This window comes from Streptomyces sp. NPDC024687 (assembly GCF_055559055.1).
The window spans coordinates 815407-841331 of sequence record NZ_JBVHLJ010000002.1; the positions used below are offsets into that span (position 1 = coordinate 815407).

Here is a 25925-nt window from a genome sequence, read left to right on the forward strand (position 1 = left end):
TACGCATGGTCGAAGGAGGACCGGTCGGAGCGGGTGTGACCGCCTCCTCGGTGTGCGCCGGATCAGCTGTGGTCGTGGCCCAGCGGGTCGCCCTCCGTCTCGGTGCCGGGGCCCGGGCCGATCTGGATCCCGAAGTCGCCGTCGTACTTCCGGTGGCCCTCGATCACGGCGAGTTCGACGGCCTCGGAGCCCATCTCGCCGCGCACGATGAGCGGATCCCGGCGCAGGTCGCGCATGAGGGCGACACACATGCCGATCATCACGAGGACGAAGGGCGCGGCGGCCAGGATGGTGAGGTTCTGCAGGCCGGTGAGCGCGTCGCCCTGGCCGCTGCCGACGAGCAGCATGATGGCGGCAACCGCTCCGGTGACCACGCCCCAGAACACGACGACGAACCGGCCGGGTTCGAGGGCGCCCCGCTGGGAGAGCGTGCCCATCACGATGGACGCGGCGTCGGCGCCCGAGACGAAGAAGATGCCGACCAGGATCATCACGAGCAGGCTCGTCGCGGTGGCGATGGGGAACTCCTGGAGCACGCCGAAGAGTTGGCCCTCCGGGGTCGACTCGCCGCCGAGCGCGCCGCCCTCCTTCAGCTTCATGGCCGTACCGCCGAAGATCGCGAACCAGACGAGGCTGACCGTGCTGGGCACGAGGATGACGCCGCCGACGAACTGACGGATGGTGCGGCCGCGGCTGATGCGGGCGATGAACATGCCGACGAAGGGCGTCCAGGAGATCCACCAGGCCCAGTAGAAGACGGTCCAGCTGCCGAGCCAGTCCGCGACGCCCTTGCCGCCGCTCGCCTCGGTACGGCCGGCGAGCTGGGGCAGGTCGCCGAGGTAGGAGAAGACCGAGGTGGGCAGCAGGTCGAGCACGATGATCGTGGGGCCCGCGATGAACACGAACACGGCGAGAATCAGGGCGAGCACCATGTTGGTGTTGGACAGCCACTGGATGCCCCGCTCGATGCCGGAGACGGCCGAGAGCACGAAGGCCAGGGTCAGCACGGTGATGATCGTGACGAGCAGGCCGGTGCTGACGTCGTCCATCCAGTCCAGCTCCTGGAAACCGGAGCCGATCTGGAGGGCGCCGAGGCCCAGGGAGGCCGCGGAGCCGAAGACGGTGGCGATGATCGCGAGGATGTCGATCACCCGGCCGACGGTGCCGTTGGCGTGCTTCTCCCCGATGAGCGGGGTGAACACGGCGCTGATGGTCTGGCGCCGGCGCTTGCGGAAGGTGCTGTAGGCGATGCCGAGGCCGACGACCGCGTAGATCGCCCAGGGGTGCAGGGTCCAGTGGAAGAGGGTGGTGGCCATCGCCGTCTCCATGCGTTCACCGGAGTTGGCGGGGTTCGTGCCCGGGGGCGGGGTCGTGTAGTGCGAGAGGGGCTCGCTGACGCCGTAGAACATCAGGCCGATGCCCATGCCGGCGCTGAACATCATCGCGACCCAGGACACCGTCTTGAACTCGGGCTCCTCGCCCTCGGCGCCCAGGTGGATGCGGCCGTAGCGGCTCATCGCGAGCCACAGGGCGAACACCACGAAGCACGAGGCGGCCAGCATGAAGGCCCAACCGCCGTTGTGGATCAGCCCTTTGAGCAGGGTGGTGGAGACGTCCTCCAGGGAGTCCGTCGCCGCCCAGCCCCAGATCACGAAGGCCAGGGTGATGACGGCGGTGACACCGAACACCACCCGGTCGGTCTCGTGGCCGAGGATGCCCGCGGCACCTTCCCGGCCACCTCTCTTCTTCAGGTCTTCAGTCATCTGCGGCACCTTCCCCTGGAGCGGTGGATACGCCGGTTTTCACACAGTTCCCCAGGACCTACCACAGGTGCCGCAGATCTCGACCGATTCAGCAGCCGGTGTCGGGCTCCCCGGCGGTGACGGATCCGATCACCGGCCCGCCTCCGGGACACGCTGGCTGGCGCGCGGAGCGCGGACACCGTCGAGGGCTCGCGCCGCATCCGGTACGACCGTCTCGGCGCCCTTCGTCGCGTGCGCGAAGGCGGCGGCGCCGCCGACCAGCGGGACGCGGGCCGAGGTGCGGGTCAGGTCGATCGTGAGGGTGGGCTTGGTGGACGGCGGGTCGATGAGGTCCTTGTCGGTGCCCGCGACGATCAGGGCGAGGCGGTGGCCCGCCGGGACGACGTGGTCCGTGGCGCCGAGGTCGAGGGTGATGGTGTACGCCTTGCCCGGGGTGAGCGGGACGCCCTTGCGGGCCGAGGCGTAGTTGCCCAGGTCGGCCCAACCGCGGCTGACCACGGTGTAGTCGACCGCGGTGGTCTTCGCCTGCGTCTGCTTGAAGCAGGCGCTGTCGCCGGTCGTGCTCGCGCCCCAGCAGGTGCGGTCGGTGAGGGTGGTGATGCCCTCGCCGCCGGCCGCGTAGTCGCGGATGGTGTCGGGGCCGAGGTCCACGAGTACGGCGGAGAGGTGGGCCGTGGTGGTGGTCGGGGTCGCCGTGACCGTGACCTTGGAGGATCCGGACAGGCGGAGGTCCTTGGTGAGGGTTCCGGTGGTGAATCCCGCCTTGTCGGGGGTCGACGTGTCGATCCGGGCGGCCCAGTCCGTCTCGCTCAGCGCGGGGTCGTCGGTGAAGGTCTCGGTGCCCTTGGCCTTGGTGAGGCCGAGGGTGCCGACGGCCGGCTGTGCGCCCTTCGCGGGGCGCAGAGTGGTCGCCGAAGTGCCGCGCGGGGGCCAGGACTTGGAGGTGACCCACTGGTCGGGGTGGCGTTCGATGTCGGCCATGGGCTCGCGGTCGATGCCGTTGTCGTAGCCGAGGAGTTCGTGGTCGAACCAGCGGTGCAGGGTGTCGACCCACTCCGCGCGCCGGAAGTCGAAGGGGTCGACGTGGCCGGTCTGGGAGAGCCAGATCTTGCGCTCGACGCCGTTCTTCGCGAGGGCGTCCCACCACGGACCGACGTGCTGGAGACGGACGTTGAGGTCCTGCATCCCGTGGACGAGGAAGACGCTGGCCTTGACCTTGCGCGCGTCCTTCACGTAGTCGCGCTCGGTCCACAGCGGGGTCCGGTCGCCGGTGCGGGGCGCCTGGTCGACGAGTTTCTGCTGGACGGCGGCGCACTTGGTGCGGGCGTCGGGGCTGTCGACGTAGTCGGAGAGCCAGTCGGGCCCGGAGTCGTAGAGCGGGGCGCCCTGGGAGAAGTAGTAGTCGTACCAGGTGGAGATGGCGCTGATCGGGACGATGGTCTTCAGCCCCTTGACGCCGGTGGCGGCGACGCCGTTGGCGATGGTGCCGTCCCAGCTCTTGCCGATCATGCCGGTCCTGCCGTTGGTCCAGCCGGCTCTGGCCTTCGCGGTGCCCGTGCGGCTGGTGTACGCGGTGGCCCGGCCGTTGAGCCAGTCGACCACCGCCTTGGCTGACTGGATGTCGGAGCGGCCGCCGACGTCCACACAGCCGTCGGAGCGGTTGGTGCCGGCGAGGTCGACCCCGACGAAGGCGTAGCCGCGGGGCACGAAGTAGTTGTCGTAGAACAGCGGCATCCGGACGACGTTCCCCTGGGCGTCGTACGTCTTCAGCTGGCTCTCGTTGCCGCGTCCGCAGCAGGAGTAGTACGGGCTGGCGTCCATGATGACCGGGACCTTGCGGCCCCGCTGGGCGGGTTCGCGGGGCCGGACGATGTCGACGGCGACACGGTCGGTCTTTCCGTCACCGTCGCCGTCGAGCCGGGTGTCCACCCAGACGGCCTCGCGGACGGCGTTCTCGTACGAGTAGATCGGTTGGCTCTCGCGCGGGGCCGTACGGGTCTGGGCCTGTGCGGTCGCGGGCGCGAGGAAGGTCGCCAGCAGGGCGGCGGTGGCCGCGGCGGCTGTCGCGAGCGGTCTCCAGGTCGTGAAGCGCGTGCGTATCGACATGGGCGGACGGTACTGCGGTCAACTCCCGTATAAAAGGGGGCCCTTCGAGTCCGTGACGGCCGAATGGCGATCGTGTGACAGGAGGGACCGTGGACACTTCCGGCTCACAGGTGGTGAATAGGCTGCGAACAGACTTCATCTCCCCACGACTTGGAGCTTTCGTGCACCGCAGACTCATCGCACCGGGCGCATTCGCGGCGGCCTCCCTGATGCTGGCGATCCCGGCGTCGGCGGCGGGCTTCTCCCCCGGCGCTCCGGGCATCGGCGACCCCTACTACCCGGACTACGGCAACGGCGGATACGACGTCTCCCACTACGACCTGCGGCTGAAGTACCAGCCGGCGACGGACGAGTTGGAGGGCACGGCCACCCTTCTGGTGCGCACCACGCAGGACCTGTCCCGCTTCGATCTGGACTTTCTCCTCGACGTGAGCGAGGTGCGGGTCAACGGCGCCAAGGCGTCGTTCACCACCTCCGGTGAGCACGAGCTGGAGATCACGCCGCAGTCGCCGCTGGCCAAGGGAACGTCCGTGACGGTGGTGGTCCGCTACAGCGGGGTGCCGTCGTCGAAGCAGGCGTACGGCTTCACGAGCTGGCACCGCACCCCTGACGGCGGGGTCGGGGCGAACGAACCCGAGGCGGCCTGGTGGTGGTTCCCCAGCAACGACCACCCGCTCGACAAGGCCACCTACGACGTGTCGGTCCTCGTGCCCGACGGCAACCAGGCCATCTCCAACGGCACGCTCCAGTCCACGAGTTCACGTCTCGGCTGGACCCGCTGGAACTGGCGCTCCGACAAGCCGCAGGCCACGTATCTCGCGACGCTCGCCGTCGGGAAGTTCGACCTCACCACCGGGACGACAGACGGTGGCATTCCGGTCGTCAACGCCTACAGCAAGGACCTCGGGGCCAACTACGGCGCGGCGCGGGCCAGTGTCGAGCGGACCGGGGAGATCGCCGACTGGCTGAGCGGGTACTTCGGGCCCTACCCCTTCGACGCGCTCGGCGGCTATGTGCCGAACACGAACACCGGGTACGCGCTGGAGACACAGACCCGGCCCTTCTACAGCCCGCGCCAGTTCGCGAACGGGTCCAACACCTCCGTGGTCGTGCACGAGTTGGCCCACCAGTGGTACGGCGACCTGGTGTCCGTGCACGGCTGGAAGGACATCTGGATCAACGAGGGCTTCGCGCGGTACGCGCAGTGGCTGTGGTCCGAGCACGAGGACGAGGGGACCGCGCAGGAACTCGCCGACTACGTGTACGCCTCGCACCCGGCCGACGACGCGTTCTGGACGGTGAAGCCGGGTGACCCCGGGCCGGAGAACCAGTTCGACATCGCCGTCTACGACCGGGGCGCGCTGGCCCTGCAGGCGCTGCGGAACGAGATCGGCGACGACGCGTTCTTCGCGATGCTGAAGGGCTGGCCGCAGAAGTACGCGTACGGCAACGCCTCCGTCGCCGAGTTCCAGAAGTACGCCGAGGAGGTGTCGGGGCAGTCGCTGGCCGCGCTGTTCGACACGTGGCTGTTCCAGCCGTCGAAGCCGGGGGCGCCCGCGGCGCGGGGTGCGTCGATCGCGAGGACCGCGCAGGCTCCTGTGCGGCCCAAGTCGTGGAAGCAGATCGCGGCGACGAACGACGTGCACACCGACTAGGGGTCGGGCGGCCCGTCCTTCGACTCCCGTCGAGGTGCGGGCCGCTCCGACGGCGTCCTCACCCGGTCCGGATGAGCAGTGCGTCCCGGGTGATCGCGTCCGCCCCGGTCGACGGCACCGTGCAGGCGTGGGCGCCGGCCACCGCGCCGTACAGGGCGCACCGGTGCGGGGGCTCGCCGGTCAGGCGGCCGAAGAGGAAGGCGGCGGCGAAGGCGTCCCCCGCGCCGTTGGGGTCGATCACGGGGACGGGCGGGCTGCCCGGCGGGATGTGGGTCAGTTCGTCGTCGGTCAGGAGGTAGGCGCCCTCGGCTCCCGCGGTGGCGACGACCACCTCGGCACGGCCGCGCCCGGCGATGTCGCGCAGGGTGTGCTCGGGGTCGAGGAGGGCGGCCGCGGACAGGAAGACCACGTCGGCGGCGAGGGCGAAGGGCTCCGGTGCCCCGTCAGTCCGTGAGGTCGGTCAGCTCGCGGTCCGATGTCTGGTCGACCCTGCGGCGGACGCCGAACCAGCCGCCCACCAGGAGTACCGCGATCACCGGGATGAGCAGGAGCGTCCTGCGGCCGACCTCGGGGTCGTTCCACATCATGCCCAGGCAGGCCAGGAGGAAGGCGATCGTGGTGATCTCGGTGGCCGGGCTGAAGGGCAGGCGGAAGGAAGGGCGGGTGAGCAGGCCCGACCGCGCGCGGCGGACGAAGACCAGGTGGCAGACCATGATGATCACCCAGGTGCTGATGACGCCGAGGGAGGCGACGTTCAGCACGATCTCGAAGGCCTGGCTCGGCATCAGGTAGTTCAGGCCCACGCCGAGGACGCAGACCGCGCAGGTGAGCAGGATGCCGCCGTAGGGGACCTGGCTGCGGTTCATGCGGGCCGTGAACTTCGGGGCCGAACCCGCCGTCGCCATCGAGCGCAGGATGCGGCCCGTGGAGTACAGGCCCGAGTTCAGCGAGGACATCGCCGCCGTCAGGACCACCAGGTTCATCACGTCACCGGCCGCCGGAACCCCGATCTTCGACAGGACGGTGACGAACGGGCTCTCGTCGGCCGAGTAGACCGAGGCCGGCAGGAGCAGGGCCAGCAGGACGACCGAGCCGACGTAGAACAGGGCCACCCGCCACATGATCGAGTTCACCGCGCGCGGGACGACCTTCTCCGGCTCCGCCGTCTCCCCCGCTGCGACACCGACCAGCTCCAGCGCGGCGTACGCGAAGATCACGCCCTGCATGACGAGGACGACCGGCATCACGCCGTACGGGAAGGCGCCGCCGTTGTCGGTGATCACGCTCGTGCCGGGCGTCCCGCCGCCCACCTCGTGCTGGGTGGCCAGCAGGAAGATGCCGATCAGCATGAAGCCGACGAGGGTGGCGACCTTGATGATCGCGAACCAGAACTCCATCTCGCCGAAGATCTTCACCGAGATCAGGTTCACGGTCAGCACCACCGCGAGGGCGATGAGCGCCAGCGTCCACTGCGGGATGTCGGTGAACAGGCTCCAGTAGTGGGTGTAGAGCGCGATCGCGGTGATGTCGGCGATGCCGGTCGTCGACCAGTTCAGGAAGTACATCCAGCCGGCGACGTAGGCGCCCTTCTCGCCGAGGAACTCGCGCGCGTACGACACGAAGGAACCCGAGGAGGGGCGGTAGAGGACCAGCTCGCCCAGGGCGCGGACGACGAAGAAGGCGAAGATGCCGCAGATCAGGTAGGCCAGCGCCAGCGCCGGGCCCGCGGTGTGCAGTCGTCCTCCGGCGCCCAGGAAGAGGCCGGTGCCGATCGCGCCGCCGATGGCGATCATGTTGACGTGGCGGGCCTTGAGGTCCTTGCTGTAGCCGGCGTCGCCCGCGTCGGCGGGCGCCTGGGCCACGTCGGTGCGGGAGGCGGCCTGTGCCGATTGCACGGCGTCCTTGCTCACAGGTGGTTCCACTCTCTGGTGCGCCCCGGCAGGTCTCGCCCGGGTCTCCGGACGTGCGTCGGCCCCTGCCTCCTGGCACAAGCCGAGGGCTCGCCTTCCCTCGAAACGCCCCCGCACTCGGTGGCGGACATCACAGCGGGAGGCACCTCACATGATCGGAGAGGAGACGCCGAGCGGGTGTCACAGCAGTGGTGAGACAGCGATACTGCTGCACATGACGACCGACCCCTCCCCCGACGCCGATCCCGAGGAGCCGGCCCTCACCGTCGACGAGCTCGCCGCGCGGGCGGGGGTCACGGTCCGCACCATCCGCTTCTACGGCACCCGAGGACTGCTGCCGCCGCCGGTGATCGGTCCGCGCAGGGTCGGTCACTACGGCCGCGAGCACCTCGCGCGCCTCGCACTGATCGAGGAGCTGCAGCACCAGGGGATGACGCTGGCGGCGATCGAGCGGTACATGCAGCAGCTCCCGGCCGACCTGAGCGCCCACGACCTCGCGATCCACCGGGCGGTCGTGGCCTCCTGGGCCCCGGACGTGGTGGAGCGGGTGACGCGCGAGGAACTCCAGCGGCGGGCGGGGCGAGCGCTGAGCGACGACGACCTGGAGCGGCTCGCCGCGATGGACGTCGTACGGCGGGACGGTGACGGCTACCGCGTCGACCTGGGGCTGCTCCGGCTCGGCGTCGGACTGCTCGACGTCCCCCTGTCGCAGGAGGCGATCCTCGCCTCGCGGAAGGTGCTCATCGAGCACTCCCGGGCCGCCGCGCACGAGTTGTCGCAGCTGTTCCGGGGCGAGGTGGCACAGCGGGACGCGCAGGACGTGAGGTCGCTGTCCGCGCACATGGAACCCCTGGTCGTGCAGGCCCTGTTGACGACGTTCCAGCGGTCCCTGAAGGAGGAACTGCGAGAGTGGACGTCAGAGGTGGGCGGGGCCTCCTGAGACGGTGAAGGGTGCCCCGCGCGCCGGGCGAGCCGAGTTCGCCCGCCCGGCGTGCGCGGCGTCCGTCTCACTCGTCCGCGAAACGGCCCCCGTTCTCCGCCTTCTCGACCAGCAGCGCCGGAGGCGTGAAGCGCTCGCCGTACCGGTCCGCCAGTTCACGCGCGCGTGCCACGAAACCCGGCAGGCCGCCCTCGTAGCCGTTGATGTACTGGAGGACACCGCCCGTCCAGCCGGGGAAGCCGATGCCGAAGACGGAGCCGATGTTGGCGTCGGCGACCGAGGTCAGGACGCCCTCCTCCAGGAGCTTGACCGTGTCCAGGGCCTCGGAGAAGAGCATGCGTTCCTGCATGTCCCGGAAGGGGATCTCCGAACCCGCGCGGGTGAAGTGTTCGCGCAGGCCCGGCCACAGGGAGGTGCGCCTGCCGTCGTCGCCGTAGTCGTAGAAGCCGCCGCCTCCGCTGCGGCCGGTGCGGCCGAACTCGTCGACCATGCGGTCGATGACCGCCTCGGCGGGGTGGGGTGTCCAGGTGCCGCCCGCCTCCTCGACCGCCTGCCTGGTCTCCTTGCGGATCTTGCGCGGGAGCGTCAGCGTCAGTTCGTCCATCAGCGACAGGACCTTCGCCGGGTAGCCCGCCTGCGCCGCCGCCTGTTCGACCGACGCGGGCTCGATGCCCTCGCCGACCATGGCCACGCCCTCGTTGAGGAAGTGGCCGATCACGCGGGAGGTGAAGAAGCCGCGGGAGTCGTTGACGACGATCGGGGTCTTCCTGATCTGCCGCACCAGGTCGAAGGCGCGCGCCAGGGCTTCCTCGCCGGTGCGCTCGCCCTTGATGATCTCGACCAACGGCATCTTGTCGACCGGTGAGAAGAAGTGCAGGCCGATGAAGTCGTCCTGGCGCTCCACGCCCTCGGCCAGCGCGGTGATCGGGAGGGTCGAGGTGTTGGAGCAGAGCAGTGCGTCGGGCTCGACGATGTGCTGGATCTCCTGGAAGACCTTGTGCTTCAGCGCCGTGTCCTCGAACACCGCCTCGATGACCGCGTCGCAGCCCGCGAGGTCCTGCGGGTCCGCCGTCGGCGTGATGCGGGCCAGGAGCGCGTCCGCCTTCTCCTGCGTCGTACGGCCGCGGGAGACCGCCTTCGCGCAGAGCTTCTCCGAGTAGGCCTTGCCCTTGGCCGCCGCCTGCGGTGACACGTCCTTGAGGACCACGTCGATGCCCGCGCGGGCGCACGAGTACGCGATGCCCGCGCCCATCATCCCGGCGCCGAGCACGGCCACCTTGCGGACCTGGCGGGGTGAAACGCCCTTGGGGCGGTTGGCGCCGGAGTTCACCGCCTGGAGGTCGAAGAAGAACGCCTGGATCATGTTCTTGGAGGTCTGACCGGCGGCCAGCTCGACGAAGTAGCGCGCCTCGATGACCTGCGCGGTCTCGAAATCGACCTGGGCGCCTTCCACCGCGGCCGCGAGGATGTTGCGCGGGGCCGGGTAGGGCGCGCCGTTGGTCTGCTTGCGCAGGCTCGCCGGGAAGGCGGGCAGGTTCGCCGCGAACTTCGGGTGGGCGGGGGTGCCGCCGGGGATGCGGTAGCCCGGCTTGTCCCAGGGCTGCTGGGACTCGGGGTTGGCCTCGATGAACGCGCGGGCCTTGGCGAGGAGTTCGTCCTGGGTGGTGGCCACGTCGTCGACCAGGCCGTTCTGCAGGGCGCGCTGCGGGGCGTACTGCGTACCCTGGAGCAACACCTTCAGCAGGGCGTCGGCGATGCCCAGGAGACGGACGGTGCGGACCACACCGCCGCCGCCCGGGAGCAGGCCCAGGGTGACCTCGGGGCAGCCGATCTTGGAGCCGGGCGCGTCGAGGGCGATGCGGTGGTGGCAGGCCAGGGCGATCTCGTAACCGCCGCCCAGGGCCGCTCCGTTGATGGCGGCGACGACCGGCTTGCCCAGCGTCTCGATGCGGCGCAGGTTGCGCTTGATCGCGAGGCCGCCGTCGAGGAGTTCCTGCGCGGTCTCGGGTGTGACCCGGATCAGGTCACGCAGGTCGCCGCCGGCGAAGAAGGTCTTCTTGGCGGAGGTGATGATGACACCGCGGATGGTGTCCTTCTCGGCCTCCAGGCGGTCGGTGATCACCGCGAGGGAGTCGCGGAACGCCTGGTTCATGGTGTTGGCGGACTGGTTCGGGTCGTCGAGGACGAGGGTGACGACGCCCGTGCGGTCCTGTTCCCAGCGGATGGTCGTGGGCTGAGTGCTCATGTGGAAGTGCTCCGTGTGATCCGTCGTATCCGTGGGAGGGGGTCAGACGCGCTCGACGATGGTGGCGATGCCCATGCCGCCGCCCACACAGAGCGTCGCGAGGCCGTACTGCTTGTCCTGGCGTTCCAGTTCGTCGATCAGGCTGCCCAGGATCATGGCGCCGGTGGCGCCGAGAGGGTGGCCGAGCGCGATCGCGCCGCCGTTGACGTTGACCTTGTCCAGCGACAGGCCCATGTCCCGCACGAAGCGCAGGACGACCGCCGCGAAGGCCTCGTTGATCTCGACCAGGTCGATGTCGTCGATGCTCAGCCCGGCCTTGGCGAGCGCCTTGCGGGTGGCGGGCGCGGGGCCGGTGAGCATGATGGTGGGCTCGGAGCCGGAGACCGCGGCGGAGACGATCCGCGCGCGCGGGGTGAGGCCGTAGCGCTCGCCGACCTCCCGGGAGCCGATCGCGACCAGCGAGGCGCCGTCCACGATGCCGGAGGAGTTGCCCGCGTGGTGGACGTGGTCGATCTTCTCGACCCAGTGGTACTTCTGCAGGGCCACGGCGTCGAAGCCGCCCAGGTCGCCGATGTCCGCGAAGGACGGCTTGAGCCCCGCGAGGGAGTCGGCGGTGGTGCCGGGGCGCAGGTGCTCGTCGTGGTCGAGGACGGTCAGGCCGGCGCGGTCCCTCACCGGGACGACGGAACGGTCGAAGCGGCCCTCCTTCCAGGCCGTCGCCGCACGCTCCTGGCTCAGAGCGGCATATTCGTCGACGTCACGCCGCGAGAATCCCTCGATCGTGGCGATCAGGTCGGCGCCGATGCCCTGCGGCACGAAGTTGACGGCGAGGTTGGTCATCGGGTCGTTGAACCAGGCGCCGCCGTCGGAGGCCATCGGCACCCGGGACATCGACTCGACACCGCCCGCCAGGATCAGGTCCTCCCAGCCCGAACGCACCTTGGCGGCGGCCAGGTTGACGGCCTCCAGGCCTGAGGCACAGAAGCGGTTCTCCTGCACGCCCGCGACCGTGTCCGGGAGGCCCGCGGCGATCGCGGCGGTGCGGGCGATGTCGGAGCCCTGGTCGCCGACCGGGCTGACGACGCCGAGCACGATGTCGTCGACCGCCGCCGGGTCCAGATCCGGGAAGCGGGCGCGGATCTCGTGGATGAGTCCGACGACCAGGTCGATGGGCTTGGTGCCGTGCAGGGCGCCGTTCGCCTTGCCGCGGCCGCGCGGGGTGCGGATCGCGTCGTACACGTACGCTTCGGTGCTCACGAGGAAGCCTTTCAATGAGGGTCAGCTCAGCAGGGAACGGCCGATGATCTCCTTCATGATCTCGGTCGTGCCGCCGTAGATGGTCTGGATCCGGCCGTCGGTGAAAGCCCGCGCGACCGGGTACTCGCTCATGTAGCCGTAGCCGCCGTGCAGTTGCAGGCAGCGGTCCGCGACCCGCTTCTGGAGCTCGGTCGCCCACCACTTGGCCATGGAGGCGTGGACGGCGTCCAGTCCCCCGTCGTAGTGGTCCTCGACGCAGCGGTCGACGAAGGTCCGCGTGACGGCGCACTCGGTGGCCATCTCGGCTATCTCGAACCGGATGTGCTGCTTGGTGGCGAGCGGCCGCCCGAAGGCCTCGCGCTCCTTGACGTACTCGGTGGTGATCTCCAGGAGGTGCTCGGCGGCGGCGATCGCGGCGACGGCGATGCTCAGGCGTTCCTGCGCGAGGTTGGTCATCAGGTGCCCGAAGGCGCCGTCGCGCTCGCCGAGGAGGTTCTCCTTGGGCACGCGCACGTCATGGAAGAACAGCTCGGCCGTGTCCTGGGCCTTCTGGCCGATCTTGTCGAGGTTGCGGCCGCGCTCGAAGCCGTCCATGCCGCGCTCGACGACCAGCAGCGACAGTCCGCGGGCCCCGCCCTCGGGGGTGGTCTTCGCGACGACGATCACCAGGTCGGCGATGATCCCGTTGGAGATGAACGTCTTGGAGCCGTTCAGCACCCAGTGGTCACCGCGGTCCTCCGCATGCGTGCGGATGCCCTGGAGGTCGGAGCCCGCGCCGGGTTCGGTCATGGCGATGGCGGTGACGAGCGAGCCGTCGCAGAAGCCGGGCAGCCAGCGGCGCTTCTGCTCCTCGGTGGCGAGGCCGGTGAGGTAGGGCCCGATGACGTCGTTGTGCAGGCCCAGGGCGAGCCCGGGAGTGCCCGCGCGCGTGAACTCCTCGGCCAGGACGGTGGCGTAGCGGAAGTCGGTGGTGCCGCCGCCCCCGAACTCCTCGGGCACGGCGAGCCCGAGGAGGCCCTGCTTGCCGGCCGCCCGCCAGACCTCGCGGGAGACGATGCCGTCCGTCTCCCACTGCGCGTAGTACGGCAGGACCTCCCTGGCCAGGAAGGCGCGCACGGTCGCGCGGAACGCGTCGTGCTCGGGCGCGAAGAGCTGCCGCTTCATTCGAGGCCTTTCATTCGGGGCCTTCATCAGGGCCTGCAATCGGGCCTTTCAGAAGATCCGGTACGTCCCAGTCGCGTGCCACGTCCGCGCTGTGGGCGCCGGCCCGGGCGGGCCCGGTGCGGACGGCCGTGGGGGTCGCGGAGAAGCGGGGCGCGGGGGCGGGCTGGGTGATGCCGCCGTGGTCGGTGAAGGTGCCGCGGGCGGCGAGGTGCGGGTGGTGCGGGGCCTCGCGCAGCGACAGCACGGGCGCCACGCACGCGTCGGTGCCCTCGAAGACGGCCGTCCACTCGTCCCTCGTACGGCTGCGGAAGCGGGCCGTGACCGCCTCGCGCAGGTCGCCCCAGCGGGTCCAGTCCTTGCGGGCGTCCGCGAAGTCCGGCAGACCGAGCAGGTCCAGGAAGAGGTCGTAGAACTGCGGCTCCAGCGCGCCCACCGCCATGTACTTGCCGTCGGCGGTCTCGTAGGTGCCGTAGTACGGGCAGCCGCCGTCGAGGAGGTTGGCGCCGCGCCGGTCCTGCCAGCCGCCGGCCGCGGCCATGCCGTGGAGCATCGCGGAGAGGTGGGAGGTGCCGTCGACGATGGCGGTGTCCACGACCTGGCCGGTGCCGGTCGCGCGCGCGTGGTGCAGGGCGGCGAGGACACCGACGACGAGGTAGAGGGAGCCGCCCGCGTAGTCGCCGAGGAGGTTGGCGGGCACGGCCGGAGGACGGCCCGGTTCACCGATCAGGCCGAGGGTGCCGGTGAGGGCGATGTAGGCGATGTCGTGCCCGGCGCGCTGGGCCAGCGGCCCCTCCTGGCCCCAGCCGGTCATGCGGCCGTAGACGAGGGCGGGGTTGCGCGCGTGACAGTCCTCGGGGCCGACGCCGAGGCGTTCCGCCACTCCGGGGCGGTTGCCCTCGATGAGGATGTCGGCACGGGCGACGAGGTCGAGGACGCGGGCGGGGCCGTCCGGGGACTTCAGGTCGACCACCACGGAACGCTTGTTGCGGTTGGTGACGTCGTACTCCGGCTTGATCGCCAGGCCGACTCCGCCGGGTCGGTCGACGCGCACGACGTCGGCGCCCAGGTCGGCCAGGAGCATCGCGGCGAACGGCCCCGGGCCGATCCCGGCCAGCTCGACGACGCGCACGCCGGTGAGCGGCCCCTGTCCTGGCGTCGTCGCCATTCGGCCCCCAAGTCCCACAGGTATGACACAAGTGATGTAACACCAGTGATGCTAAGAACGTGTTCCACCGAGCACAAGAGCTGAGCGAGCAAGCGCTTAGCCAATTGTCGGGGATCGGCGTCCGTCCAGCTCGGCTGTCAGCCGCTTCGGCGCGATCGCGCGGTAGCTCTCCTCCACCCAGTCGCACAGCAGCTCCGCGGCCGGGACGCCCTCGCCCTCCAGCGGGACGCGCACCCAGCCGGCCCTGCCCAGGCCGTACCCGGACGGTGCCGCGCCGGGACAGGCCAGTGCGTGCGCGTGCACGGCCTCGTCGGTGAGCTTCACCGTCATGCCCGGCGGGTGGCTGCCGTCGTCGACGCCGAGGAAGACGAACACCTTCCCCTTGACCTTCGCCACGGACTCACCCCACGGGAACTCCTCGACGGCACCCGGCAGCCCGAGGGCGAATTCACGCACTTTCTCCCTCTTCCTCAGGGCGTTTTCGGGCACGGTCACCTTCCACCTCCGGGCTCGTCGTCGGGCTCCGCACTCCTCACGCTAGCCTCGGCCACCGACAACGGCGCGTGGTGCGGACCGAGGAGTGTCATGAGCAGGCTGAACGGAACGGACCGTCCCTACGACATCGTGCTCTTCGGAGCCACCGGCTTCGTCGGCACGCTGACCGCGGAGTATCTCGCCGCGCACGCCCCCGAGGGGCTGCGCTGGGCCGTCGCGGGCCGCAGCGAGCGAAAGCTGGAACGGCTGCGCGAACGGCTGCCGGGCGGCGAGAGCGTCGGAGTCCTGCGCGCCGACGTGGCCGAGCCGGGCTCCGTGCGTGAACTCGCCGAGCACGCGCGCGTGGTGGCCACGACCGTGGGGCCGTACGTGAACTACGGCGAGGACCTCGTCGCGGCCTGCGCGGACACCGGCGCCGACTACCTGGATCTGACCGGCGAGCCGGAGTTCGTGGACCTGACGTACGTCCGGCACGACGCACGCGCGCGGGAGACCGGCGCACGCCTTGTGCACGCCTGCGGGTTCGACTCGGTCCCGCACGACCTGGGTGCCTACTTCACCGTCCAGCAGCTGCCCGAGGGGGTACCGCTGACGGTCGACGGGTTCGTCACCGCCGACGCCACGTTCTCGGGCGGTACGTTCGCGTCCGCGCTGAACCAGTTCTCGCGGCTGCGGCCGATGCTGGCCGCCGAGCGGGACCGGCGGCGGCACGAGCCGCGCCTGGTGGGCCGGCGTGCCGCCGCGCCGACGGGCGCGCCCCGGTTCGCAAAGGAGATCGGCGCGTGGGCGCTGCCGCTGCCGACGATCGACCCGCAGATCGTGCGCCGGTCGGCGAAGGCGCTCGATCGCTACGGCCCCGACTTCCGCTACCGCCACTACGCGGCCGTACGACGTCTGCCCGTCGCGCTGGGCGGTGTGGCGGCGATGGGCGCGCTCGTCACGGCGGCCCAGCTGCCGCCCGCGCGGCACTGGCTGTCCGACCGGCTCAAGCCGGGGGACGGGCCGAGCGCGGAGAAGCGCGCGAAGAGCTGGTTCTCGGTGCGCTTCGTCGGCGAGGGCGGTGGCCGACGGGTGTTCACGGAGGTCGCGGGCGGCGACCCGGGGTACGACGAGACGGCGAAGATGTTCGCCGAGTCGGCCCTGTCCCTGGCCCTCGACGACCTTCCGGAGACGTCCGGCCAGGTCACCACGGCGGTCGCGATGGGTGACGCCCTGATCGAGCGGCTGCGACGGGCCGGGATCACCTTCCGGGTGGCGTCGAGCCGGTGAGGGCGGACCGTGCACGCGGGCCTCGCACACCGGTGAACCGGGCCTAGAAGGACCAGCCCGCCACCGTGTAGATCATCCCCACGATCCAGCCGAGCCCGGCGAGCACGCCGAGGACCAGCGCGGCGGTCACGGCGCGCTCGACGGGCCGGTTCGGGTCGGCGAGGGGCTTGGGAGAACGGTGGGTCACGCGGTGCGTCGTCATGCGGGACAGCCTGCCGAGCACACCGGGGCACCCACATCCGTACAGATACTCAGACGACGTACTCAGTCCCCCTCAGACCCCCTGCCGGGACGTCGCCTCGCGCAGCGCCCGTCGGCACAGTGCGTCCGCCCTGCGCGTCGTCTCCGGCAGGCGATACGCCGGTGTGAGCGCGAGGGTGTGGGCGCAGGCGTTGTCCAGGCTCACGCGGTGGCCGACCGAGACGAAGACCGGTTTCACCGCCTCGCGCGTGCGCAGGGCCCGGCCGACCTCCTCCGAGGCCGCCAGCAGCGGCGTCCACGCGCCGCGTCGGGCGCCGGGATCGTCGTACGTGAAGGTGAACGGGTTCTTGGCGACCCCGATCGTCGGCAGGCCGGTGAGGACGCCGAGGTGGCTCGCGAGGCCGAAGCGGCGGGGGTGGGCGAGGCCGTAGCCGTCGCAGACGACCAGTCCGGGCGGGCACGGCAGAGCGTCGAGGGCGGCGAGCACCGTGGGGATCTCCCGGAAGGCGAGCAGGCCTGGGACGTACGGGAAGGAGATCCGGCCCACCGCGGTCGCCTCGGCCACGACCTCCGAAGTGGCCGCGTCCAGCACCACGGCCGCCGCCGCGACGACATCCCGTTCGTCGTCGTAGGCCACGTCGACCCCGGTGACATGCCCGGTGCCCGGCGGCGGGCCCGTCTCGTCGAGGACCGTGCTCGCCCTCAACTCGTCCTGGATGGCGCGGGCCTGCTCCTCGGTCGCGGGCCAGCCCGCGGGAATGTCCACTGTCGTCATGGTGGGGACGAGCGTACGGCTCGGCGGCGTAGGCTCGCGATCATGTTCGTACTGGAACTCAGCTACACCGCCGCGCTCGATGCCGTGGACGCCGTTCTGCCGGCGCATGTCCTCTGGCTGGACGAGCAGTACGCGAAGGGCCTGTTCCTGGCGTCCGGGCCCAAGGACCCCCGCGACGGCGGGGTGATCATCGCCGTCGCGGAGGACCGTGCGCGGATCGAGGAGATCGCCGCGGGCGACCCGTTCGTCGCGGCCGGGGTATGCGCGTACCGCGTCACCGAGTTCGCCGCGACGAAGACGGCTCCGGCGTTGGAGCCGTACCGGGAGACGCCCGGCTGACGGGTCAGCCCTTGTTGCCGAGGGCGCGCTGGAGCTGGCTCTTGTTCATGTCCGAGCGGCCCTTGACGCCCTTGCGCTTGGCCTCCTCGTAGAGCTGGTCGTACGTCGGGCCCTGGGAGCCCTTGCCGGACCGCTGGCCGCCCCGCTTGCCGGACGACATGTCCTGGGTCGAGGTGCGGCTGGCGGTCTTGGACTCGCCGGAACGGGCACGCTCCTTGTTGACCGTCCGCGCCGCGATCTCCTTGGCCCGTCCGGTGCTCTCGCCCCGGTCCTGGGCGCTCTCCTTGATGTGCTCGTACTGGCGTTCGCGCTTCGAGCTGGAGCCGGCTGGCATGGGGGATCACTCCTTTCGCCGTCGGCGACCGGGTACCCACATTCCGCCACTCATTTCTCCAGACGAGCCACTCGCCCCTTCTCCCCGGCCGCCCAGCAGCCGCCGTCGACCGTGCAGTCCACGGTGTCGTACGAGCCGGTGTCCACGGTCCGCCAGGTCCTGCCCCCGTCCCCGGTGAGGTCCGTGCCGGTGGGGCCGACCGCGAGGGCTGCGGCGCGGCTGTGCGGGAGCCAGGCCACACCGGAGCGGTAGGCGGTCACCGGGGCCGCGGCGGGCCGCCAGGTCGCGCCGCCGTCGCCGGTGCGGGCGGCGGCCTGCGGAGAGCTCTGGTCGGCCCGGTAGTCGCCGCCGACCGCGAGTCCGTGGGCGCGGTCGCGGAAGGCGAGCGCGAAGACGCCCTTGGCCGGGTCGCCCGCCGGGATCGGCGTGTCGGACGCCGTCCAGGTCAGCCCCCGGTCGGCGGAGTGCAGCACACGCGCGCGTGCGGCGCCGCCGGTGGCCAGCCAGACGTCCCGGGGCCCGGAACTGACCAGGCACTGGCCGCTCGCCGCGAAGCCCGCCTCGCCGTCGAGCGCGGCCGGCATGCCCTTGTCCGGCAGCACCTTCCAGGAGCGGCCGCCGTCGGAGGTCGACAGCACACGGAACTTCCCGTCCACCGGGTCGCTCATGGCGAGACCGTGGCGGCGGTCGAAGAAGGTGAGGCAGTCGTAGAAGGCCTTGGCGTCGGTGTTGCGGAAGGACTCGGTCCAGGTCGCGCCGCCGTCCTCGGTGCGGTAGACGCGGGACGCCTCGCCCTCCCCGATGGCCAGCACCACCGCCCGGTGCGCGTCGAAGGCCTCGATGTCGCGGAACTGAAGCTCGGCGGCACCGGGCGGTGAGACGTTTCGCCAGCTCGCCCCGCCGTCCGTGGTGCGCAGCACGGTGCCCTGGGTGCCGGCCAGCCAGGCGGTGTTGCGGCTGACCGCCGACAGCCCGCGGAACCGCACCTCGGGGGTGCCGCTGTCCTTGAGTGCCCAGTGCGGTGTACGGCCGTCCGGGTCGTGCGCCTCGGCCGGTACGGCGGTCAGGGCGGCCAGCGCCGCCGCCGAGACCGCTCCCGCGGTGATGGTCCGGAACACCGGACCCGTTCGTCTCTTGCCTCGCGTGTTCCCCAAGCGCCTCATGGCGGGCGAAGCTAGCCCACGCTCCCGGCGCCGTCCAGATGCCCTCGGCCGCCCGCCGAGCGGTGCGCGGGGTGTCACAAGTGACTCTCGGGGCACGGGAGAAGGACCGGATCGCAGCGGGGCATGAAGACGGTGACAGAGGTCACTCGCCTTTCGTGTACACGGATTGGCTCATTCCGACGTCTCTTCCAGTGCCCGTCCCACCCCGGAAGCCCAATCAGCCGTCACAAGGGAGCAAGGCGTTGTCCACCGTCATCGAGCAGCCCGTAGAGGCCCGTCTCGTCGCCGCGGCACCGCGGATGCCGAGCATTCCCGCCACCCTGCACTACGACCGCTGTGATCCGTTCGCCGTCCGTATGACCTTCCCCGCCCCGGCCACCCTGGAGGGCGTCGAGGTCTGCTGGACCTTCAGCCGCGAACTGCTCACCACCGGCCTGCACGAGCCCGAGGGCCACGGCGACGTCCGGGTGCGGCCGTACGGCTACGACCGCACCGTTCTCGAGTTCCACGCTCCCGAGGGCACCGCCGTCGTGCATGTGCGCACGGGCGAACTGCGCCGGTTCCTGGAGGCCACGAACGACCTCGTGCCGACCGGTCTGGAGCACCTCCAACTCGACCTCGACCACGACCTGGCCGAGCTGATGCGCGACGCGTACTGACGCGGTCGCCAGGGCGGGCGTTGCGCTCGCTGTGGTCGAGCCCGCCGGCCGGCACGTCGTACGTCCCCGCGCCCAGCAGCTCCCGCGCGGCGCGGCGGACCAGGGCGTGCGCGGCCCGAGTGAGGCGGGATCGGCAACGGACGGGGCGCCGGATCCGGCCATGACGTTCAGCGGACGGTCGGTCCCGTCGACGAGGAACGGAGGCTGCGGGACGCTCCACAGTGGGGTCGGCGGTTCCAACGCGTGTCGATACGGGCGTTGACGAACTTTCGGTGGCGCCCAGGCGTCCGGCGCCTAGCCGCTCTCGATGGCCGCGCCGACTGGCGCGCCCACGATCCGCCCCACGGCGTCCAGGGCCCCCTCACGGCCCAGGCGGGCGCCCTCCACCGCGCCCAGCTCAGGAGAGCCCGGCGCTCGGGTCCCAGGCGTTCGGCAGGACGGGCCGAAGTGCCGGGGACGTGCAGGGAACGGAAGGCGGGAGCGCGCTCGCGGAGTGTCCTGGATCGCCATGCACCTGGGGCCCGACGGCTTCGCCCGCGACAGCGCCGGCAGGACTCCGCCCTCGACGTTCAGGCGCGCGCCGCGACCGAGGCCGCCGCCCCGCGCACCCCGTGGACGAGCTCCCGCAGCACCGGAGCGACCTGCCCGCTGCGCTCGATCAGCTCCTCGACGCGTGTCTCGGGGTGTTCCCCACGGGGCAGCAGGGTGCGCAGACCGGCCGCGGCGGCGAGCGCGACGAGGGCCGCGTCCCGGTCGGAGACGTCCACGCCCGGCACCGGTCCCCGCAGGACCTGCCGGGCCTCCTCCTGGAGCGCCTCCACGACGACCGGGCGGGCCAGGTCGTACTCCACCGTGGGGAACAGCCCGAGGACCCGCCTCTTCCGGGCGCGCAGTTGTCCGCCCGCGGTGAGCTGTTCCCGTACGGCGTCCAGGGTGATCCGGGTGTGCGGTGTCACCCAGCCCCGCCACCGGTGCGGCCGGGATTCACGGACCAGTTCGAGCAGCCCGTCCAGCACGGGGTCCCCGGTCTCGGCGTCCATGTCGACCGGGGTGGCGATGCCGTCCTCGTCGAGGAGCAGACCGCGCCGGGCCAGTTCGGTCAGGGCACCGGCCCGCACCAGCTGGGGGACCTGGCCGACGCCGGCGGTCTCGGCCTTCGAGGTGTCCCAGGCCAGCAGATAGAGGTGGGCCGGCAGAGAGAGCGAGCCGTCGGGCACGGGGCCTCCTAAGGCGCATTAACTCGTTGACAGCCTTATGGCCGCCTCGTACGGTGTAGAACGCTTCTGTTGCCGTCGATCGGAGAAGGACGTTGCTCGTCTGAGGTCCTGAGACACCGTGTCACACACCTGAGGTGTGTGCGCCGCGTGCGACCTCGGCATACGAGCCGTTCCGACGAGCAGGACCTGGTCCGTGCCCTCCGGTTTTCCGTCGTCTCCCGTGGTCGCGGGTGTCTCGATACGCGTTTGCCCCTTCTCGCTTCGAGCAACCGCGGAGACTTGTATGTCTGCTTCCATCACCTGCACCTCGCTCACCTTCTCCTGGCCCGACGGCACCCCTGTCCTCGACGGCCTCGACATCGCCTTCGGCCCCGGCCGGACGGGACTCGTCGGCGTCAACGGTTCGGGTAAATCAACCCTGTTGAAGCTGATCGCCGGTGAACTCACCCCGGCCGACGGCGCCGTGCGCGTCGCGGGCGAGGTCGGATACCTCCCGCAGAACGTCACCCTCGACACCGGCCTGAAGGTCGACGAGGCGCTCGGTATCTCCGCTCAGCGCGCCGCCCTGCACGCCATCGAGGGGGGCGACGTGGCCGAGGAGCACTTCGAGACGGTCGGCGACGACTGGGACGTGGAGGAGCGGGCCCTGGCCACCCTCGGTGAACTCGGGCTCGGGCACGTCGGGTTGGACCGCCGGATCGGCGAGGTCTCGGGCGGCGAGTCGGTGCTGCTGCGACTGGCGGCACTGCTGCTGCGCCGCCCGGACGTCCTGCTCCTCGACGAGCCCACCAACAACCTCGACCTGTACGCCCGCAGGCGGCTGTACACGGCTGTGGCCTCCTGGCCCGGGGTGATGGTCGTGGTCAGCCACGACCGCGAACTCCTCGACCTGGTCGACCAGATCGCCGATCTGCGCGCGGGCGAGGTCACCTGGTACGGCGGCAACTTCTCCGCCTACGAGGAGGCCCTCGCCGTCGAACAGGAGGCGGCCGAGCGGATGGTGCGGGTCGCCGAGTCCGACTTCCGCAAGCAGAAGCGCGAACTGGCGGACGCGCAGGTCAAGTTGGCCCGGCGCAAGCGGTACGGCCAGAAGATGTTCGAGCAGAAGCGCGAGCCGAAGATCGTCATGGGGGCGCGCAAACGCTCGGCGCAGGAGTCCGCGGGCAAGCACCGCATCATGCACGAGGAGAAGCTCGCCGAGGCCAAGGACCGGCTCGACGAGGCGGTGGAGGCCGTACGGGACGACGACGAGATCCGCGTCGACCTGCCGTACACGGCCGTGCCGCCGGGCCGTACGGTGCTGGCCCTCATGGACCTGGAACTCGCCTACGGCGCACGGGTCAAGGGCGGTTTCGATCTGCGGGGCCCCGAGCGGGTCGCGCTGATCGGGCGCAACGGCGCGGGCAAGACGACGCTGTTGCGGACGATCGCCGGTGAACTGTCGCCGGTGTCGGGCGAGGCGACGGCCCATGTGCCGCTGCGCTTCCTGCCCCAGCGCCTCGACGTCCTCGACGGTGAGCTGTCGGTCGCCGAGAACGTGGCCCGGTTCGCGCCGGGCGCCACCAACAACCGGGTACGGGCCCGTCTCGCCCGCTTCCTGTTCCGGGGCGCCCGGGCCGACCAGCAGGCGTCGACGCTGTCCGGCGGCGAACGCTTCCGGGCGACGCTGGCCGCGCTGATGCTGGCGGAGCCCGCACCCCAGCTGCTCATGCTCGACGAGCCGACGAACAACCTCGACATCGCGAGCGTGCGACAGTTGACCTCGGCCCTGGAGTCCTACGAGGGCGCGCTGATCGTGGCCAGTCACGACCTGCCGTTCCTGGAGTCGATCGGCGTCACGCGCTGGCTGATGCTGGACGGGGAGCTGCGGGAGGTCACTCCGGAGACCCTGGAGCTCCCGGGGTAGCGTCCGCGGCGGCGACAACGGCCGCCAGATCGGCGCCCGCCCGGAGCAGCCCCACGCTCCGGGCGGCGAGCCCGTCGAGCCGTTCCCGCAGGATGCGTCGGGCGTCCTCCGGTCCGTCGAGGCCGTCGAGGTTCTCCAGGGCGCCCATCACCTCGCGCACGGCCGGGATGCCGTACCCGCCGGCACGCAGGGCGACGACGACGCGCGCCGCCCTGATCGCCGCGGGACCGTAGCGACGGGCGCGCAGCGTGGTCACCCGCTCCGGGAGGACCAGCCCTTCCTCCTCCCAGAACCGCAGGGTGGAGGACCGCACGCCGAGCGCCTCCGCGAGCTGCGTGATGGTCATGGAGCCGCCGCCCTCGTCCTCCTCGTCACCCTCGCCGCCCCCTTCGGCCCGGATGCCCTGGAGCGCCCGCTGGGCGCGCCATACCTCCGCGCGCTCCCGCGCGAGCCGGGCGTGGACCTCGTCGACCGCCGAGGCCGCCTCGGTGATCGTCGCCGTCCGCAGTTCGGTGAGCAGCCGCCGCGCCTCGACGGGGCCGACTGCGGCGGCGAGCCCTCGATAGGCGCGCAGTGCGTGCACGTGGAGCGCCGTGTAGGAGCGGTAGCCGTTGTCCGACCGTACCGCCGGCGGGATCACCCCCAGCCGCTCCAGGTCGCGCACCTGCTGCACCGAGTACCCGGACTCCCTGGCGACGTCGGCTGTGCGCATCGTTCGGCCAACCCCACATAAGCACTTGAAGGTCACGCTTGAACCATGAGTATGGAACAGATCATCGCGACCGTGCGCGGCTTCGACGGGGCACTCGTGGTCGTCCCGGAGCCCGGTGGGGACTCCCCCGAGATCGCGTGGGGCGACGCGTTCTTCTACTACGCCCCCGACGGTCGGATGCCCCGCAGCACCCAGCCCTACGGGACGATCGTCACCAAGGACTACCCCGAAGACACCGCCTCCGACCTGGACCCGCCGGGCCGCTGGCGCGTCAACGTCCAGGTCGGGCGTACGGCGCTCCCCGGACTCCTCGGGGAGCGGCGCGACCCCGCGGCGGCCGACGTGGTGCTGCCGCACCCGCTCTACGGCGCCCTCGGCTGGATCTGCGTCGTGAATCCCGGCGAGCGGACCACCGGGACGGTCGTACGACTGCTGCGCGAGGCCCACGAGGCGGCACGCGCGCGTGCGGTGCGGCGGTGCTCGTGAGCCGTGGAGCGTCTGCCGTGCGCGTCTCAGGAGGGGCACAGCCCGGGTACGGGGGTTTTGTCGACACGGACCGGCGCTGCATGATGGCTGACCGGCGCCCGTCACGGGAGCCGTCCCTGTCCCGCCGATACGGAGTTCCCTCGTGCCCAGCAAGAAGGCCCTCGTCCGCCGCCCCAGCCCGCGCCTCGCCGAAGGTCTGGTGACGCACGTCGAGCGGGAGAAGGTCGATGTCGAGCTCGCGCTCGAACAGTGGGAGGCGTACGTCGAGGCGCTGCGCGCGCACGACTGGGAGACCGTCGAGGTGGACCCGGAGGACGACTGCCCGGACTCGGTGTTCGTCGAGGACACCGTCGTCATGTACAAGAACGTCGCGCTGATCGCGCGCTCCGGCGCCGAGTCCCGGCGCGAGGAGACCGCCGGCGTCGAGGAGGCCGTGGCGCGTCTGGGCTGCTCGGTGAACTGGGTCTGGGAGCCGGGCACCCTGGACGGCGGCGACGTGCTGAAGATCGGCGACACGATCTACGTCGGCCGGGGCGGGCGTACCAACGCGGCCGGCGTCCAGCAGCTGCGGGCCGCCTTCGAACCGCTCGGGGCGCAGGTCGTCGCCGTACCGGTGAGCAAGGTGCTGCACCTGAAGTCGGCGGTCACCGCGCTGCCCGACGGGACCGTCATCGGGCACATCCCCAAGGTGGACCGGCCCGCCCTCTTCCCGCGCTTCCTGTCCGTGCCGGAGGAGGCCGGCGCCCACGTCGTCCTGCTCGGCGGCCCTAAGCTGCTCATGGCGGCCAGCGCGCCGAAGACGGCGGAGCTGCTCACCGACCTCGGTTTCGAACCGGTCGTGGTGGACATCAGCGAGTTCGAGAAGCTCGAAGGCTGTGTGACGTGCCTCTCAGTACGACTGCGGGACCTGTACGCCTGACCGGCCGGGCCCGTCGCTCCAGCGGCCCGACCTGCGGTTCCGGGACCGCGTGTCATGCCAGGGGAACACGGCTGATCAGGGATCTTTTACGGCACCCTTAACCTACGGTCTCGTAACCTACGGTTTCGTAGCCTACGATTCCGTAAGTTATCGGCACCGCTCGCCGACGACCCCCTCACTTGTTTGCCGCGTCCCCCTGGAGTACCTGTGACGATCACTTCCCCTCACCTCGGCAGCCCGTCCTCGGCCTGGACCGACGCCCGTCTGCTGTACGCGTTGGAGGAAGTCGTCGAGAACGAACTCAACCGGCACCTGAAGGTCACCAAGGACTGGATGCCGCACGAGTACGTGCCGTGGAGCGACGGCCGCAACTTCCCCGGTTTCTTCGAGGACGGCGAGGCCTGGGAGAAGGGGCAGTCCAAGGTCACCGAGATCGGCCGGATCGCCCTGGTCGTGAACCTCCTCACCGAGGACAACCTCCCCAGCTACCACCACGAGATCGCCTCGCTGTTCGGCCGTGACGGCGCCTGGGGCACCTGGGTGCACCGCTGGACCGCCGAGGAGGGCCGGCACGGCATCGTGATGCGGGACTACCTGCTCGCCTCCCGCGCGGTGGACCCGGACGAGCTGGAGCGGTTCCGCATGGTCCACATGAGCGAGGGCTTCGAGTCGGACAACCGCCACTCGATGCTGCACTCGGTGGCCTACGTCTCCTTCCAGGAGCTCGCGACCCGCGTCTCGCACCGCAACACCGGCCACCAGTCCGGGGACCCGGTCTGCGACCGCATGCTGGCGCGCATCGCCACCGACGAGAACCTGCACATGGTCTTCTACCGGAACCTGCTGAAGGCCGCCTTCGAGCTCGCGCCCGACCTCACCATGATGGCCGTGCGCGACGTCATCGTGAACTTCCGGATGCCCGGTCACGGCATGCCCGGCTTCGAGCGGGCCGCCGCGCAGATGGCGATCGGCGAGATCTACAACATGCGCATCCACCACGACGACGTCATCCAGCCGGTCCTGCGCTTCCTCAAGGTCCTCGAGATCGAGGGCCTCGGCCCCGAGGGCCTCAAGGCCCAGGAGGAACTCGGCCTGTACATGAGCGGCCTGGACGCGGAGGCGTCGAAGTTCGACGAGAAGCTGGCGGCGCGCAAGGCGCGGATGGCAGCCCGCGCGGCAGGGGCCTGACGCCGGTCCGGCCGACCGCCGAATCGCCGGTGCGGCCCGCATGCCGAATATCCGGTG

23 protein-coding genes and 1 pseudogene are annotated in these 25925 nt (G+C 71.0%); 9 read left to right on the forward strand and 15 right to left on the reverse strand.

The annotated features are described in order from the left end of the window. Positions 1 to 62 precede the first annotated feature (62 nt). Both ACZ39I_RS10450 and ACZ39I_RS10455 read right to left on the reverse strand, forming a co-directional pair. On the reverse strand, positions 63 to 1763 hold the full coding sequence (locus ACZ39I_RS10450) for a BCCT family transporter (protein ID WP_467244061.1): 1701 nt from the start codon (positions 1761 to 1763) through the stop codon (positions 63 to 65). A gap of 129 nt (positions 1764 to 1892) precedes the next feature. Further along, positions 1893 to 3869, reverse strand: coding sequence for a Xaa-Pro dipeptidyl-peptidase (locus tag ACZ39I_RS10455; protein WP_467244062.1), 1977 nt, complete (start codon positions 3867 to 3869; stop codon positions 1893 to 1895). Positions 3870 to 4030: 161 nt separating this feature from the next. On the opposite strand from ACZ39I_RS10455, the gene ACZ39I_RS10460 reads away from it, so the two are divergent. Next, positions 4031 to 5524, forward strand: coding sequence for a M1 family metallopeptidase (locus ACZ39I_RS10460; protein WP_467244063.1), 1494 nt, complete (start codon positions 4031 to 4033; stop codon positions 5522 to 5524). 58 nt (positions 5525 to 5582) lie between these two features. Here the strand turns inward: ACZ39I_RS10460 and ACZ39I_RS10465 are convergent. Further along, a pseudogene (locus ACZ39I_RS10465) lies at positions 5583 to 5957 on the reverse strand (PfkB family carbohydrate kinase); the annotation flags it as partial. Positions 5958 to 5967: 10 nt separating this feature from the next. Beyond that, positions 5968 to 7434 carry an amino acid permease gene (locus tag ACZ39I_RS10470; RefSeq protein ID WP_467244064.1) on the reverse strand — a complete coding sequence of 489 codons (1467 nt, stop codon included), beginning with the start codon at positions 7432 to 7434 and terminating at the stop codon, positions 5968 to 5970. A gap of 214 nt (positions 7435 to 7648) precedes the next feature. Between ACZ39I_RS10470 and ACZ39I_RS10475 the strand changes: the two genes are divergently transcribed. Next, positions 7649 to 8374 carry a MerR family transcriptional regulator gene (locus ACZ39I_RS10475; RefSeq protein ID WP_467244065.1) on the forward strand — a complete coding sequence of 242 codons (726 nt, stop codon included), beginning with the start codon at positions 7649 to 7651 and terminating at the stop codon, positions 8372 to 8374. Positions 8375 to 8441: 67 nt separating this feature from the next. Here the strand turns inward: ACZ39I_RS10475 and ACZ39I_RS10480 are convergent, their stop codons facing one another. From ACZ39I_RS10480 to ACZ39I_RS10500, 5 genes are all read right to left on the reverse strand, one after another. Next, complete coding sequence (locus ACZ39I_RS10480; RefSeq protein ID WP_467244066.1) at positions 8442 to 10619, reverse strand: 3-hydroxyacyl-CoA dehydrogenase NAD-binding domain-containing protein; 2178 nt, start codon at positions 10617 to 10619, stop codon at positions 8442 to 8444. Positions 10620 to 10661: 42 nt separating this feature from the next. After that, positions 10662 to 11876, reverse strand: coding sequence for an acetyl-CoA C-acetyltransferase (locus ACZ39I_RS10485; protein WP_467244068.1), 1215 nt, complete (start codon positions 11874 to 11876; stop codon positions 10662 to 10664). A gap of 21 nt (positions 11877 to 11897) precedes the next feature. After that, positions 11898 to 13040, reverse strand: coding sequence for an acyl-CoA dehydrogenase family protein (locus tag ACZ39I_RS10490; protein WP_467244070.1), 1143 nt, complete (start codon positions 13038 to 13040; stop codon positions 11898 to 11900). Positions 13041 to 13050: 10 nt separating this feature from the next. Beyond that, on the reverse strand, positions 13051 to 14205 hold the full coding sequence (locus ACZ39I_RS10495) for a CaiB/BaiF CoA transferase family protein (protein ID WP_467244071.1): 1155 nt from the start codon (positions 14203 to 14205) through the stop codon (positions 13051 to 13053). A gap of 96 nt (positions 14206 to 14301) precedes the next feature. Further along, positions 14302 to 14700, reverse strand: coding sequence for an MmcQ/YjbR family DNA-binding protein (locus tag ACZ39I_RS10500; RefSeq protein ID WP_467244073.1), 399 nt, complete (start codon positions 14698 to 14700; stop codon positions 14302 to 14304). 90 nt (positions 14701 to 14790) lie between these two features. On the opposite strand from ACZ39I_RS10500, the gene ACZ39I_RS10505 reads away from it, so the two are divergent. Beyond that, positions 14791 to 15969, forward strand: coding sequence for a saccharopine dehydrogenase family protein (locus tag ACZ39I_RS10505; protein WP_467244074.1), 1179 nt, complete (start codon positions 14791 to 14793; stop codon positions 15967 to 15969). 43 nt (positions 15970 to 16012) lie between these two features. Here ACZ39I_RS10505 and mmpA read toward each other — a convergent pair whose 3' ends face one another. After that, positions 16013 to 16171, reverse strand: coding sequence for a morphogenic membrane protein MmpA (gene mmpA, locus ACZ39I_RS10510; protein WP_352380771.1), 159 nt, complete (start codon positions 16169 to 16171; stop codon positions 16013 to 16015). A 72-nt stretch (positions 16172 to 16243) separates the two neighbouring features. Beyond that, positions 16244 to 16945, reverse strand: a complete 702-nt coding sequence (locus ACZ39I_RS10515) for an endonuclease V (protein WP_467244075.1) — start codon at positions 16943 to 16945, stop codon at positions 16244 to 16246. 42 nt (positions 16946 to 16987) lie between these two features. Between ACZ39I_RS10515 and ACZ39I_RS10520 the strand changes: the two genes are divergently transcribed. Next, the gene (locus ACZ39I_RS10520) at positions 16988 to 17284 is read left to right on the forward strand and encodes a YciI family protein (protein WP_467244077.1); all 297 of its coding nucleotides are present in this window, start codon (positions 16988 to 16990) and stop codon (positions 17282 to 17284) included. Between the two features lie 4 nt (positions 17285 to 17288). On the opposite strand, the gene ACZ39I_RS10525 is transcribed toward ACZ39I_RS10520, so the two are convergent. After that, the gene (locus tag ACZ39I_RS10525) at positions 17289 to 17618 is read right to left on the reverse strand and encodes a plasmid stabilization protein (protein WP_467244078.1); all 330 of its coding nucleotides are present in this window, start codon (positions 17616 to 17618) and stop codon (positions 17289 to 17291) included. Between the two features lie 50 nt (positions 17619 to 17668). Beyond that, on the reverse strand, positions 17669 to 18781 hold the full coding sequence (locus tag ACZ39I_RS10530) for a WD40/YVTN/BNR-like repeat-containing protein (protein ID WP_467244079.1): 1113 nt from the start codon (positions 18779 to 18781) through the stop codon (positions 17669 to 17671). Positions 18782 to 19023: 242 nt separating this feature from the next. On the opposite strand from ACZ39I_RS10530, the gene ssgD reads away from it, so the two are divergent. After that, the gene (gene ssgD / locus ACZ39I_RS10535) at positions 19024 to 19440 is read left to right on the forward strand and encodes a spore wall synthesis regulator SsgD (protein WP_280848220.1); all 417 of its coding nucleotides are present in this window, start codon (positions 19024 to 19026) and stop codon (positions 19438 to 19440) included. 569 nt (positions 19441 to 20009) lie between these two features. Here the strand turns inward: ssgD and ACZ39I_RS10540 are convergent. Then, positions 20010 to 20657, reverse strand: coding sequence for a GOLPH3/VPS74 family protein (locus ACZ39I_RS10540; protein ID WP_467244081.1), 648 nt, complete (start codon positions 20655 to 20657; stop codon positions 20010 to 20012). A gap of 283 nt (positions 20658 to 20940) precedes the next feature. Here ACZ39I_RS10540 and ACZ39I_RS10545 point away from each other — a divergent pair, with 283 nt between their 5' ends. Then, entirely contained in the window at positions 20941 to 22563 is a 1623-nt protein-coding gene (locus ACZ39I_RS10545; protein WP_467244083.1) for an ABC-F family ATP-binding cassette domain-containing protein, read from the forward strand. On the opposite strand, the gene ACZ39I_RS10550 is transcribed toward ACZ39I_RS10545, so the two are convergent. Further along, positions 22532 to 23275, reverse strand: coding sequence for a MerR family transcriptional regulator (locus tag ACZ39I_RS10550; RefSeq protein ID WP_467244084.1), 744 nt, complete (start codon positions 23273 to 23275; stop codon positions 22532 to 22534). The genes ACZ39I_RS10545 and ACZ39I_RS10550 overlap by 32 nt on opposite strands. Positions 23276 to 23326: 51 nt before the next feature. Here ACZ39I_RS10550 and ACZ39I_RS10555 point away from each other — a divergent pair, with 51 nt between their 5' ends. The 3 genes from ACZ39I_RS10555 to ACZ39I_RS10565 all read left to right on the forward strand — a co-directional run bounded on the left by ACZ39I_RS10555 (position 23327) and on the right by ACZ39I_RS10565 (position 25868). Then, positions 23327 to 23761: a DUF6194 family protein gene (locus ACZ39I_RS10555; RefSeq protein WP_467244372.1), complete on the forward strand. Its 435-nt coding sequence runs from the start codon at positions 23327 to 23329 to the stop codon at positions 23759 to 23761. A 142-nt stretch (positions 23762 to 23903) separates the two neighbouring features. Then, on the forward strand, positions 23904 to 24680 hold the full coding sequence (gene ddaH / locus ACZ39I_RS10560; protein ID WP_467244085.1) for a dimethylargininase: 777 nt from the start codon (positions 23904 to 23906) through the stop codon (positions 24678 to 24680). A gap of 207 nt (positions 24681 to 24887) precedes the next feature. Then, complete coding sequence (locus ACZ39I_RS10565) at positions 24888 to 25868, forward strand: acyl-ACP desaturase (RefSeq protein WP_467244086.1); 981 nt, start codon at positions 24888 to 24890, stop codon at positions 25866 to 25868. The last annotated feature ends 57 nt before the right edge of the window (positions 25869 to 25925 follow it).

Coding starts and splice junctions, on each gene's coding strand:
- ACZ39I_RS10520 (WP_467244077.1), top strand. CDS start 16,988: ATGTTCGTACTGGAACTCAGCTACACCGCCGCGCTCGATGCCGTGGAC.
- mmpA (WP_352380771.1), bottom strand. CDS start 16,171: ATGACGACGCACCGCGTGACCCACCGTTCTCCCAAGCCCCTCGCCGAC.
- ACZ39I_RS10505 (WP_467244074.1), top strand. CDS start 14,791: ATGAGCAGGCTGAACGGAACGGACCGTCCCTACGACATCGTGCTCTTC.
- ACZ39I_RS10525 (WP_467244078.1), bottom strand. CDS start 17,618: ATGCCAGCCGGCTCCAGCTCGAAGCGCGAACGCCAGTACGAGCACATC.
- ACZ39I_RS10555 (WP_467244372.1), top strand. CDS start 23,327: ATGGAACAGATCATCGCGACCGTGCGCGGCTTCGACGGGGCACTCGTG.
- ACZ39I_RS10530 (WP_467244079.1), bottom strand. CDS start 18,781: ATGAGGCGCTTGGGGAACACGCGAGGCAAGAGACGAACGGGTCCGGTG.
- ACZ39I_RS10550 (WP_467244084.1), bottom strand. CDS start 23,275: ATGCGCACAGCCGACGTCGCCAGGGAGTCCGGGTACTCGGTGCAGCAG.
- ACZ39I_RS10450 (WP_467244061.1), bottom strand. CDS start 1,763: ATGACTGAAGACCTGAAGAAGAGAGGTGGCCGGGAAGGTGCCGCGGGC.
- ACZ39I_RS10490 (WP_467244070.1), bottom strand. CDS start 13,040: ATGAAGCGGCAGCTCTTCGCGCCCGAGCACGACGCGTTCCGCGCGACC.
- ACZ39I_RS10480 (WP_467244066.1), bottom strand. CDS start 10,619: ATGAGCACTCAGCCCACGACCATCCGCTGGGAACAGGACCGCACGGGC.
- ACZ39I_RS10455 (WP_467244062.1), bottom strand. CDS start 3,869: ATGTCGATACGCACGCGCTTCACGACCTGGAGACCGCTCGCGACAGCC.
- ACZ39I_RS10545 (WP_467244083.1), top strand. CDS start 20,941: ATGTCTGCTTCCATCACCTGCACCTCGCTCACCTTCTCCTGGCCCGAC.
- ACZ39I_RS10495 (WP_467244071.1), bottom strand. CDS start 14,205: ATGGCGACGACGCCAGGACAGGGGCCGCTCACCGGCGTGCGCGTCGTC.
- ACZ39I_RS10475 (WP_467244065.1), top strand. CDS start 7,649: ATGACGACCGACCCCTCCCCCGACGCCGATCCCGAGGAGCCGGCCCTC.
- ACZ39I_RS10515 (WP_467244075.1), bottom strand. CDS start 16,945: ATGACGACAGTGGACATTCCCGCGGGCTGGCCCGCGACCGAGGAGCAG.